Annotated in this window: 12 protein-coding genes; 8 read left to right on the top strand and 4 right to left on the bottom strand. The window is 63.1% G+C overall.

Annotated elements, in window-relative coordinates:
- Positions 1 to 72 precede the first annotated feature (72 nt).
- The 5 genes from AC8GFZ_RS04700 to AC8GFZ_RS04680 are packed head-to-tail and all read left to right on the top strand — an operon-like array spanning position 73 to position 5,228.
- The gene (locus AC8GFZ_RS04700) at positions 73 to 1,026 is read left to right on the top strand and encodes an ABC transporter permease (protein WP_506642834.1); all 954 of its coding nucleotides are present in this window, start codon (positions 73 to 75) and stop codon (positions 1,024 to 1,026) included.
- 19 nt (positions 1,027 to 1,045) lie between these two features.
- Positions 1,046 to 1,939, top strand: coding sequence for an ABC transporter permease (locus tag AC8GFZ_RS04695; RefSeq protein ID WP_506642832.1), 894 nt, complete (start codon positions 1,046 to 1,048; stop codon positions 1,937 to 1,939).
- 7 nt (positions 1,940 to 1,946) lie between these two features.
- Positions 1,947 to 3,008 carry an ABC transporter ATP-binding protein gene (locus AC8GFZ_RS04690; RefSeq protein ID WP_506642830.1) on the top strand — a complete coding sequence of 354 codons (1,062 nt, stop codon included), beginning with the start codon at positions 1,947 to 1,949 and terminating at the stop codon, positions 3,006 to 3,008.
- Complete coding sequence (locus tag AC8GFZ_RS04685; RefSeq protein WP_506642828.1) at positions 3,005 to 4,003, top strand: ABC transporter ATP-binding protein; 999 nt, start codon at positions 3,005 to 3,007, stop codon at positions 4,001 to 4,003. The genes AC8GFZ_RS04690 and AC8GFZ_RS04685 overlap by 4 nt, the downstream gene beginning before the upstream one ends.
- Before the next feature lie 22 nt (positions 4,004 to 4,025).
- Positions 4,026 to 5,228, top strand: a complete 1,203-nt coding sequence (locus AC8GFZ_RS04680) for an amidase (protein ID WP_506642826.1) — start codon at positions 4,026 to 4,028, stop codon at positions 5,226 to 5,228.
- Between the two features lie 25 nt (positions 5,229 to 5,253).
- Here AC8GFZ_RS04680 and AC8GFZ_RS04675 read toward each other — a convergent pair whose 3' ends face one another.
- Positions 5,254 to 5,790 (bottom strand): ureidoglycolate lyase, encoded by a 537-nt coding sequence (locus tag AC8GFZ_RS04675; protein WP_506642824.1) that lies wholly within the window; start codon positions 5,788 to 5,790, stop codon positions 5,254 to 5,256.
- Positions 5,791 to 5,927: 137 nt separating this feature from the next.
- Between AC8GFZ_RS04675 and AC8GFZ_RS04670 the strand changes: the two genes are divergently transcribed.
- Entirely contained in the window at positions 5,928 to 7,193 is a 1,266-nt protein-coding gene (locus tag AC8GFZ_RS04670) for a Zn-dependent hydrolase (protein WP_506642823.1), read from the top strand.
- A gap of 3 nt (positions 7,194 to 7,196) precedes the next feature.
- On the opposite strand, the gene AC8GFZ_RS04665 is transcribed toward AC8GFZ_RS04670, so the two are convergent.
- The 3 genes from AC8GFZ_RS04665 to AC8GFZ_RS04655 are packed head-to-tail and all read right to left on the bottom strand — an operon-like array spanning position 7,197 to position 10,089.
- Entirely contained in the window at positions 7,197 to 8,048 is an 852-nt protein-coding gene (locus AC8GFZ_RS04665; protein WP_506642821.1) for a sulfurtransferase, read from the bottom strand.
- Positions 8,049 to 8,957, bottom strand: coding sequence for a DMT family transporter (locus AC8GFZ_RS04660; RefSeq protein WP_506642819.1), 909 nt, complete (start codon positions 8,955 to 8,957; stop codon positions 8,049 to 8,051). It lies immediately after the preceding gene.
- Position 8,958: 1 nt separating this feature from the next.
- Complete coding sequence (locus AC8GFZ_RS04655) at positions 8,959 to 10,089, bottom strand: aromatic ring-hydroxylating oxygenase subunit alpha (RefSeq protein ID WP_506642817.1); 1,131 nt, start codon at positions 10,087 to 10,089, stop codon at positions 8,959 to 8,961.
- A 174-nt stretch (positions 10,090 to 10,263) separates the two neighbouring features.
- On the opposite strand from AC8GFZ_RS04655, the gene AC8GFZ_RS04650 reads away from it, so the two are divergent.
- Entirely contained in the window at positions 10,264 to 10,515 is a 252-nt protein-coding gene (locus tag AC8GFZ_RS04650; protein WP_506642815.1) for an exodeoxyribonuclease VII small subunit, read from the top strand.
- Positions 10,512 to 11,414, top strand: a complete 903-nt coding sequence (locus AC8GFZ_RS04645; protein WP_506642813.1) for a polyprenyl synthetase family protein — start codon at positions 10,512 to 10,514, stop codon at positions 11,412 to 11,414. The genes AC8GFZ_RS04650 and AC8GFZ_RS04645 overlap by 4 nt, the downstream gene beginning before the upstream one ends.
- Positions 11,415 to 11,424 lie beyond the last annotated feature (10 nt).

The raw sequence follows: 11,424 nt of genomic DNA, 5'->3' as shown, positions 1-11,424 counted from the left end.
GCCCATGCCCGTTGGCTTTTTTGACGGCCAGGGCGATGCAGCCCTGGGTTTGGTTTCTTCTGGAGCAATGGGATGCTTGGCTTTTTGTGGCGACGCTTGGTCTACACCTTGCCCATCATGTTGGGTGTGGCTTTGGTGTGTTTTGCCTTGGTGCACCTGGCACCGGGCGACCCCTTGGTGTCCATCCTGCCACCCGACGCTTCGGCTGAGCTTCAAGCCAAAATGAAAGAGCTCTACGGCTTCAACCGCTCATACCCTGAGCAGTTTGTGTCCTGGGTGTGGCGTGCGGTGCAAGGCGATTTGGGCACCTCGATCGCCAGCAACCGGCCGGTGTTCAGCGAGGTGATGAAGGCGGTGGGCAACACCCTGCGCTTGGCCCTGTTGGCCACCCTGATCGGTTTTGTCTTGGGGTGTTTGTTTGGTTTTGTGGCCGGGTATTTTCAAAACTCTTGGCTCGATAAATTGGCTTCTTTGACCTCGGTGTTGGGGGTCAGCGTGCCCCACTATTGGCTGGGCATGGTGCTGGTGATTGTGTTTTCATCGATCTTGATGTGGTTGCCCCCCGGCGGCGCTGGGCCCGGCGGTTCGAGCGATTGGGCCTGGGACTGGGAGCATTTCAAGCACATGCTGTTGCCCGCCATCACCATGAGCGTGATTCCCATGGGCATCATCTCGCGCACGGTGCGCGCCTTGGTGGCCGATATCTTGGCCCAGGAGTTCATCGTGGGTTTGCGCGCCAAAGGTTTGACCGATGTGGGCGTCTTCATGCACGTGGTGAAAAACGCCGCACCCACCGCCTTGGCGGTGATGGGTTTGCAATTGGGCTATTTGTTGGGTGGCTCGATCTTGATCGAGACCGTTTTTTCGTGGCCGGGCACGGGCTTTTTGTTGAATGCCGCCATTTTTCAGCGCGACCTGCCTTTGTTGCAGGGAACCATTTTGGTTTTGGCCATGTTCTTTGTGGTGCTCAACCTGATCGTGGATGTGGTGCAAACCCTGCTCGATCCGCGCATTGCGCGCAACTGACCCCTCACACCCTTCCATCATGTTGCATGTGACTGTAGACCCCACCAAAGTGCCCGCGCTCCAAACCGAGCGCTCGGCCGGGTATTGGCAAACCGTGGGCCGGCGGTTTTTGCGTGACAAAGTGGCCGTGGCAGCGGCTGTGGTGGTGTTGGTGTTGCTGGTGCTGGCCGTTTTTGGGCCGTGGATTGCACCCCTGGATCCGTACCAATCGTCCATGCTCAAGCGCCTCAAGCCCATCGGTTTTGCGGGCCACCCATTGGGCACCGATGAGCTGGGCCGAGACATGCTCACCCGCTTGATCGTGGGCACGCGCTTGTCCTTGTTCATGGGCATCACCCCAGTGATTTGCGCCTTTTTCATCGGATCGTTCATTGGCATCACCGCGGGCTACACCGGTGGTTGGGTCAACACCGGTTTGATGCGCACCATCGATGTGTTTTATGCGTTTCCGTCGGTGCTGCTGGCCATCGCTTTGTCGGGTGCCTTGGGCGCGGGCATCACCAATTCGCTGATTTCACTGACCATCGTGTTCATTCCGCCGATTGCCCGCGTGGCCGAGAGCGTGACCACGCAAATTCGCGGGCGCGATTTTGTCGATGCCGCCCGCGCCTCGGGGGCCGGGGCTTTCACCATCGTGCGGGTGCATGTGCTGGGCAATGTGCTCGGGCCGGTGTTTGTGTACGCCACCAGCTTGATCGCGGTGGCCATGATTTTGGCCTCGGGCCTGAGCTTTTTGGGCCTGGGTGTGAAGCCGCCCGAGCCCGAGTGGGGCCTGATGCTCAACACCTTGCGCACCGCCATTTACACCCAGCCGTGGATCGCCGCTTTGCCGGGCGCGATGATTTTCATCACCTCCATTGCCTTCAATTTGTTGGCCGACGGTTTGCGCTCGGCCATGGAAATCAAACAGTGAGCGCACCATGCCTTTGACCCCGATCGATGTGGGCGGCCCCGCCCAACCCATGCTCCGTGTGCGTGGCTTGGTCAAACATTTCCCACTGAAAAAAGATGTGTTCGGCAAAGGCGGCGGCGTGGTGCGTGCCGTTGACGGGGTGGACTTTGATGTGTTCAAAGGCGAGACCTTGGGCGTGGTGGGCGAGTCTGGTTGCGGCAAATCCACCACCGCGCGTTTGCTCATGCAATTGATCGCCCCCGACCAAGGCGAGATGGTTTTTGATGGCCAAACCGTGGGGGGCTCGGCCCTGCCGCTCAAAGCCTATCGGCGCCAGGCCCAAATGGTGTTTCAAGACAGTTACGCCTCGCTCAACCCGCGCTTGACCATGGAAGACTCAATCGCGTTTGCGCCCATGGTGCATGGCGTGTCCAAGCGCGAAGCGGTGGAACGCGCGCGCGACTTGCTGGCCCGCGTGGGTTTGGCCCCTGAACGGTTTGCCGAGCGCTACCCGCACGAGTTGTCCGGCGGTCAACGCCAGCGTGTCAACATTGCCCGCGCCTTGGCCTTGCAGTCGCGCTTGATCATCTTGGACGAGGCGGTTTCGGCCTTGGACAAGTCGGTGGAAGCGCAGGTGCTCAATTTGCTGCTGGATTTGAAAGAGGACTTTGGCCTGACCTATGTGTTCATCAGCCACGACCTGAATGTGGTGCGCTACATGAGCGACCGGGTGCTGGTGATGTACTTGGGCCAAGTGGTTGAAATTGGCGACAGTGAAACCTTGTTCAAGCACCCAGCCCACCCCTACACCCAAGCCTTGCTCTCGTCCATCCCCACGCTGGACCCGGACAAGCGCACCGAAAAACCGCCCTTGGCCGGTGACCCGCCCAACCCCATCAACCCGCCCAGCGGCTGCCGTTTTCACCCGCGCTGTGTCCACGCCCAAGCCGCGTGCAGCCAACAATCGCCAGTGCTGGCCGACACCGCCCAGGGCCAGCAGGTGGCGTGTTGGATGCACGTGGCTGGCAGCGACCACCCGCTCGCCCCGGCGAGCCCTTCAGCGCAAACCGCGCAGGCAGGTGTGGCATGAGCAGCGCGCCTTCCAGCGATTGTTTTTTGGAGGTCCAGCAACTGCATGTGACTTTCACAGGCGGCAAAAAACCGGTGAAAGCCGTCAGCGGCGTGGACTTGCGGGTGCAGCGCGGCGAGGTGGTGGCCTTGATCGGCGAGTCGGGCTCGGGCAAAAGCGTCACCCTGCGCAGCCTGCTGCGCTTGCATGCCGAGAAAAGCACGCAGATTGCCGGCAGCATTCGCGTCGGCGATCAACAGGTGTTGCAACTCTCGCCCAGGGAGCTCAGCAGCTACCGGGGCCGGGTGGCGTCGATGATTTTCCAAGAGCCCTTGCTGGCCCTGGACCCGGTCTACAGCCTGGGCCAGCAAATCACCGAAACCATTCGCCGCCACGAAAACGTCAGCGCTGCACAGGCCCAGCAGCGCGCTTTGGCGCTGTTTGAGCGGGTGCGCATCCCCAGCCCCGAGCGGCGGCTGCAAGCCTATCCGCACGAAATGTCGGGGGGCATGCGCCAGCGCGCCATGATCGCCCTGGCCTTGGCCTGTCAGCCCCAGTTGCTTCTGGCCGATGAGCCCACCACGGCGCTGGACGCGACGGTGCAAATTCAAATTTTGTTGTTGCTGCGCGAGCTGCAAAAAGACCTGGGTCTGGCGGTGGTGTTTGTCACCCACGACATTGGCGCCGCCGTTGAGGTGGCCGACCGCATTGCGGTGATGTATGCCGGTCGGATCGTGGAAGAGGGGCCTGCCCGCACCTTGCTGCGCCAACCGCGCCACCCCTACACCCGGGCCTTGTTGCAAAGCCGTGCCGACGGTGCCTTGGCCAAAGGTCAGCGGCTCGAAACCATTGCCGGCTCACCACCCGATTTGGCCGCTTTGCCCCCCGGTTGCGCCTTTGCCAGCCGCTGCAAGTGGGCCCAGCCCGCGTGCGAAGTGGCCCCCCCCGACGTCAGCTGGTTGGCCGACAACCACAGCGTGCGCTGCTTGCGTGCCCTGGACCCGCAGACGCTTTGATGTTTCCCTCAGCCACACCACCATGAACCACCACACCGACGCCTTGTGGGACACCGCCCACGCCTTCATGCCCTATCCCACGGCCCCGGTGCCGAACGCACCCACCGGCCCCTTGGCGGGGTTGAGTTTTGGGGTCAAAGACCTCTACCACGTCAAAGGCTATCCCACCAGTGGTGGTCAGCCCTTCATGCTGGCACTGTCGGGCATCCAACAGCACACCGCCCCCGTTGTGCAGCAACTGCTGGACGCCGGTGCGCGTTTTGCCGGCAAAACCATCACCGATGAGTTGGCCTATTCCATGAACGGGCAAAACGCCCACTTTGGCTCGCCCATCAATGGCGCTGACCCCTTGCGCATCAGCGGCGGCTCGTCATCGGGCTCGGCCTCGGCGGTGTCCAACCGCCTGTGCGACTTTGCTTTGGGCTCGGACACCGGCGGCTCGGTGCGGGCACCAGCCAACCACTGCGGTTTGGTGGGCATGCGCCCCAGCCACGGCCGCATCAGCTTGGACGACACCCTGGCCTTGTCGCCCAGCTTGGACACCTGCGGTTGGTTCACCCGCGATGTGCCCACCTTCGCCCGGGTGGCGAATGTGTTGTTCGGTGAAGATGCCCATCCCTTGCCAAAAAATGTGCGTTTGCTGGTGCCCAACGACATATGGGGTTTGGCCACACCGGCGGCGGTCAAGGCCTTGAAGCCGGTGCGCGCCAAAATTGAAGACCGCTTGGGCAAGGCCCGCCCCGTCAACATCGCCTTGGACAACTTTGACACCATGTTCTGGCACTTTCGCGCCATCCAAGGCAGCGAGGCCTGGGATGTGGACGGTGGGTTCATCCGGCGTTTTGCGCCGGTGCTGGGGCCGGGCGTGGCCGAGCGCTTTCAGTGGGCGTCTGAAATCAGCGACGAAAAAGTGGCGGCGGCCCAGGCGTTTCGGCAACGCTGGCGCGAACACATCGCCGCCATCTTGGGCACCGACGGCGTGTTGCTCATGCCCACCATGCCCGACGTGGCGCCACTGATCAGCACTTCGGAAGCCGACTTGGACGATTACCGCAACCGCGCCACCCGCATGCTCTGCGGCGCCGGCTTGGCGGGCTTGCCGCAGCTGAGCTTGCCCCTGGCCCAGCGCCTGGGGGCGCCGCTGGGCATGTCATTGGTCGGGCCAGTGGGCTCAGACCGCAGCCTGGTGCGTTTGGCCGAGCAACTCCACGCCAACTGGGCTTGAGCCCGGCATGCGGGTCAGCCTGCGTTCAGCGGGTGCTCAAGTGGACGGGCGAGGGCAGGCTGAAGACCTCGCAGTCCTCTTGCGGGCCTTGGCGCTCAATGACCAAAAACGGCCCCGCGTCCAAAGCCATCAAGGGGTGGTGCCAGACACCTTTGTGCAGCGTGAAGCCTTGTTGACCGCTCACTTCAAAACACGCCAGGGTGTGCATGTCGGGGGCGGCGTCGCCCAAGGCCACCCACAAGCGGCAGCGGGCCGCGTTCAGCGGCACAAAGCTTTGGCTGCCCCAGCGGTGGCGCTCGAGCATGCCGCAGGGCGTGTCGGTGCTTTGCGCTTGGGCATGGAACACCGCCAACACCGCTTGTCCGTTGGCGCTGTGCAAGTCCAAAGCGGCGGGCAGATCCAAACGCGCGCTGGTGCCTTGGTTGATGGCGCGCTGGCCAGCGGCATCGAGTTGCAGCACCTGGCCGTAGGGCGCAAAGGCCTCAGCGGTGAGGGCTTGCAGGCGCACCTTTGGCGGGCTGGCGAGCGCGCTGTGGTCGGGTGGGTTGGGTGGCGTGGGCATGGCAGATATCATGGCACAAGCCGCTTCAGCCCCAGCTTGATCCACGCGGTTTGGGGCGAGCGCGCAGCGGCTGGCGCCTTGCCTGTGCCGACCGCGCAGCGCCACTGAATCCATTGACTTTTGCAAAGCCACCCACCATGAAACCAAGCCCTAGCCCCTTGCCCGATTTGCGCATCAATCACCAACGCTTGTGGGACGCCTTGATGACCTTGGCCCAAATTGGCGCGACCGCCAAAGGCGGTGTCTGCCGTTTGGCCTTGAGCGACTTGGACCGCCAAGGCCGCGACCTGGTCACCCAATGGGGCCGCGAAGCCGGCATGTCGGTGACGGTGGACCAAATTGGCAATGTGTTCATGCGCCGGCCCGGGCGCAACCCCGCTTTGCCGCCCATCATGACCGGCAGCCACATCGACACCCAACCCACCGGCGGCAAGTTTGACGGCAACTACGGCGTGCTCGCTGGCTTGGAGGTGGTGCGCTGCTTGAACGACCATGGCATCGAAACCGAGGCACCGATCGAAGTGGCTTTTTGGACCAACGAAGAAGGCTCGCGTTTTGTGCCGGTGATGATGGGCTCAGGTGTGTTTGCCGGCGCCTTCTCGCTGGAGCACGCCTATAACGCCCGCGACACCGACGGCAAGTCGGTGCGCGAAGAACTCGAGCGCATTGGCTATGTGGGCACCGAGGTGCCGGGCCAACACCCCATCGGTGCTTATTTTGAAACCCACATCGAACAAGGCCCAGTGCTCGAAGACGCCGGTGTGACGATTGGCGTGGTCACCGGGGTGCTGGGCATCCGCTGGTTTGACTGCACGGTGATGGGCATGGAGGCCCACGCCGGGCCCACCCCCATGCCCTTGCGCCGCGACGCCCTGCAAGTGGCCACCACTTTGATGCAAGCGGTGGTCGCGGCCGCCCAGCAGTTTGCGCCGGATGGGCGGGGCACGGTGGGCATGGTGCAAGTGCACCCCAACAGCCGCAACGTCATCCCCGGGCGGGTGAAGTTCAGCATTGATTTGCGCCACCCCACCGACGCGGGCGTGGACGCGATGGCCGATCAGGTCAAGGCCTTGGCGCAGCGCTTGCAAGAGCAAACCGGCCAAAGCATCCAGATCGAATTGGTCTCGAGCTACCCGGCCCAGGCCTTCCATGCCGAATGCGTGCAAGCCGTCACCGATGCCGCCCAGCACCTGGGCCACAGCCACATGCCAGTGGTCTCAGGCGCCGGTCACGATGCGGTGTACACCGCCCGCTTGGCCCCCAGCGGGATGATCTTCATCCCCTGCAAAGATGGCATCAGCCACAACGAGATCGAAGACGCCACACCCGAACACATCTCCGCTGGTTGCAATGTGCTGCTGCACGCCATGCTGGGGCGGGCGGGGGTGGTGTCGGGGGCTTGAGCCTCAGCCCTTGGCGCAGGCCAAGCCTGGGGTGTTGCACCACTCGCTCCAACTGCCCGGGTACAAGGCGCTGGTGCCCAGGCCGGCAATCGCCATGGCCAGCACATTGGGCACGGCACTGACGCCCGAGCCGCAGTGGTGGACCACCGTGGCGGGGTCGCGACCGTTGAGCAGCTGTTCAAACTCTTGGCGCAGCACGTCGGGGCTTTTGAAGAAGCCTTTGTCATCGAGGTTCAAGGCAAACGGGCGGTTCAGTGCGCCGGGGATGTGACCGGCCACCGGGTCCAGTGGTTCGGTTTCCCCGCGAAAGCGCGCGGGGGCACGCGCATCGATCAAGGTTTGCTCGGGTCGGCCCAGTTGCGCGGCCACTTCGGCGGTGCTGCGCCAGTTGACCAAGGGCGTTGACAGGGCAAAGTTGCCCTCGGGGCGGGGGGCTTCAATGCCCCGGGTGATGGCCCCGCCGGATTGCTGCCAAGCCTGAAAGCCACCATCGAGCACGGCCACGGCATCGTGACCACACCACTTGATCATCCACCACAGGCGGCCGCAGTAGTTGGCCCCTTGGCGGTCGTAGACCACCACTTGCATGTCGTTGTTCAGCCCCACGCTGCGCAGCCACTGCGCCAACACCTCGCGCTTTGGCAGGGGGTGGCGACCGCCATTGACCGCATACGCCGGGTCGGATTCGCTCAGGTCGTGGTTGAGGTCGGCAAACACCGCCCCGGCAATGTGCTCTTGGCCATACATTTGTAAACCAGCTTCGGGTTTGAACAGATCGGCGCTGACGTCAAGCACCAAACAGGGCTGACCTTGGAGGGCTTTGAGTTGTTCAACGTTGATGAGGTGGGTGTGCATTCAATTCTCCGCAGAGGGTTTGGGGGGTGATTCTTGCAGCCAAGTGGCCCAGATGCCGCTCAGCAGGATAACGGTCATGCCGGCCCACGTCCACCAGGTGATGGGGTCGTCAAAAAAGGCCACGCTGAACAAGGCACCAAACACGATGCCCGCGTAGTGCAAATTGGCCGCCACCAAGGTGGGCCCGTGGCTGTAGCCGCGGGTCATGCACATTTGCCCGGCGGAGGACAGCACCCCCAGGGGCAGCAGCCACCAGGCGGCTTGTGCGTTCCAAGGCGAGACGCCTTGCACGCCCATGCCAGCGGCACCGGTGATCATGGTGGCGATGGAGAAAAACAGCACCGTGCGGGTGATGGGTTCACCGGCATGGGTCAGGGTGCGCACCTGCAAATAAGCCAGAGCGGCGACCAGCCCAGAGACCAAACCGACCACTGCGGCAAACCATTGGCTGTTGTCGACGGTGGGGCGCAGCATCAACACCACGCCAATGAAACTGGCCATGATGCTCAGCCCCAGGGGCCAGGCTTGGCGGCCGTTTTGGGCCAGGGCAGGGCGCACGCCGCTGCCGCGCAGCCGCCACCACAGGGTGGCGATGAGGGCCATCAAAGCCACCCACACGCTGCTCATGTAATTGAGCGTCATGGCGGTGGCCAGGGGCAGTTCGGCCAGGGCGTAAAACCAGGTGACCAAAGAGAACACGCCGACGGCGCTGCGCCACAGATGCTGGCCGGGCATTTGGGTGCGCCACTCAATGTCGCGCCCGCGCAGCATGGCCAGCATGATCACCACGCTGATCACCCCACGGTAAAAAACCAATTCAGAGGCGTTGAAGTGCTGCGAGGCGAATTTGACGCACACCCCCATGCCGGCAAAAAACGCGGCCGACAGCAGCATCCAAACTGCTTGCATGTCAGCTGCTGTGGGCCATGCGTTGTCGGTACCACTCGTGAAAATGCTGCATCCCGTCTTCCATCGGGCTTTGGTAGGGGCCGCGCTCGTCGTCGCCCCGGCGCATCAGCGCGTGTCGGCCCGCGTCCATGCGCTCGGCGATTTCGTCGTCCTCCAAGCAAGTTTCCATGTAGGCGGCTTGCTGCGCCTGCACAAAATCGCGCTCAAAGGCCACGATTTCTTCGGGGTAGTAAAACTCCACCATGTTCATGGTCTGGGTCGGGCTGATCGGGTGCAGGGTGGACACGGTCAGCACATGCGGGTACCACTCGACCATGATGTGCGGGTAGTAGGTGAGCCAAATGGCCCCGTGCTCGGGCGGTTTGCCTTGGCGGTATTGCATCACCGCTTGGTGCCAGCGCTGGTAGACCGCGCTGCCCGCCGCCTTCAATTGATTGGCCACGCCCACGGTTTGCACCGAAAACTCGCGCTGAAACTCCCATTGCAGGTCTTCACAGGACACAAACTGGCCCAAACCGGGGTGGAAGGGACCCACGTGGTAGTCCTCTAGATAGACTTCGATGAAGGTCTTCCAGTTGTAGTTGCAGTGGTGCATTTCCACCCGGTCCAGGGCGTAGCCGGTGAAGTCCAGCGCTTGGCGCGGGCCCATTTGGGCCAAATCGGCGGCGATGTCGCGGCCGTTGTCTTCAAACAGCAAGCCGTTCCACGACCGCAGGGGGTAGTTGTTGAGGTTCAGGCAGGGGTCTTGGGCAAAGTGCGGCGCGCCCAGCAATTGGCCCGAGGGCGCGTAGGTCCAGCGGTGTACCGGGCAGACGATGTTGCCCGAGGCGCTGGCGGCATTTTTGGGGGCGTTCAGGTTGCCGCGCCCTTTGAGCATCACCGCCTGGCGGTGCCTGCATATATTAGAGATCAGCTCCACCCCTTGGGCGGTGCGCACCAAGGCCCGGCCCTCGCCCTCTTGGGGCAAGGCCGCATAGTCGCCCAGCTCGGGCACACTCAATTCGTGCCCCACATAGCGGGGCCCACCTTGAAAGATGGTCGCCATCTCGCGCTCAAACAGCGCCGTGTCAAAGTAGCTGGAAACTGGTAGTTGGCTTGCGGCCTGCTGCAGTTGAAGACTTAAATCAGACATGATTGACCTGACCAAAGACTCCCCACAGGGAGAGGTGGAAAAAGCCTGCCACGCGGGCAGGCCAGGGGGGGTGGATTCTAACCCGGGGGGCACAGGACCTGGGATCTTCCCTGAAAACCCATCCCAAAGCTCCAAAGTGTCAATAGAATGTGACACTTCACAACCCCAAACACCATGCCCAAAACCCCAGCCACCCCCGCGCCATCCACGGCACCGGCCCCCGTCAGCTACGAGGCGGCCATGCAAGAGCTGGAGGCTTTGGTGGCCGGCTTGGAGGGCGGGCAATTGCCGCTGGACCAGCTGATCGTGAGCTACCAGCGCGGCTCAGAATTGTTGGCCTACTGCCAGGCCAAACTGCAACAGGTGGAGCAGCAAATCAAGGTGCTCGATGACGGCTTGCTCAAGCCCTGGAACCCCAACCCATGACCGCCGCAGACGCCGCCTTTCGCGACTGGACGGCTCACAGCCTGACCCAGGTCGAGGCGGCCTTGTCCGACTGGGTACCGTTGTCGGCCCCGGCGGGCTTGGGCGAGGCCATGCGCTATGCGGTGCTCGATGGCGGCAAACGGTTGCGCCCTTTGCTCACCTTGGCCGCCGCCCGCGCCGTGGCCGGAGCCACTGATGTGCCTGCCGCCTTGCGCTCGGCCTGTGCGGTCGAGCTGATCCATGCCTACTCGCTGGTGCACGACGACATGCCGTGCATGGACAACGATGTGCTGCGCCGCGGCAAGCCGACGGTGCATGTGGCCTATGGCGAGGCGCAGGCCTTGCTGGCGGGGGACGCCTTGCAGGCCTTGGCTTTTGAGTTGCTGACCCCCGACGACGGCAGCGTGGCCCCTGCGGTTCAGGCCCGGCTGTGTGCGGCCTTGGCCCGCGCCGCTGGCCACCACGGCATGGCCGGTGGCCAAGCCATCGATTTGGCCCATGTGGGTTTGGCCATGACCGAGGCGGCCCTGCGCGACATGCATCGGCGCAAAACCGGCGCCATGCTCGAAGTCAGTGTGCACATGGGCGCCTTGAGCGCCGGTGCCGATGGCCCCACACTGGCCTGCTTGCAGCGCTATGCCCAGGCCATTGGTTTGGCGTTTCAAGTGGTCGACGATATTTTGGATGTGACCGCCGATTCGGCCACCCTGGGCAAAACCGCTGGCAAAGACCAAGCCAACGACAAACCCACGTTTGTGTCATTGTTGGGTTTGGCGGGTGCCCAAGCCCAGGCCCAGGCTTTATTGCAAGACGCCTTGGCGGCATTGGACGCCGCCGTTTTGTCCGATGATGGGGCCTTGCGGGCTTTGGCCCACATGGTGGTGCAGCGCGACCGTTGAGAGGAAAAAC

Origin of the sequence: Limnohabitans rimovensis (SeqCode) (assembly GCF_965234775.1) — a bacterium.
GTDB classification, from domain to species: Bacteria; Pseudomonadota; Gammaproteobacteria; order Burkholderiales; family Burkholderiaceae_C; genus Limnohabitans; species Limnohabitans rimovensis.
The sequence above is the reverse complement of the archived record's forward strand: the minus strand, read 5'-3'. Positions and strand labels throughout refer to the sequence as shown.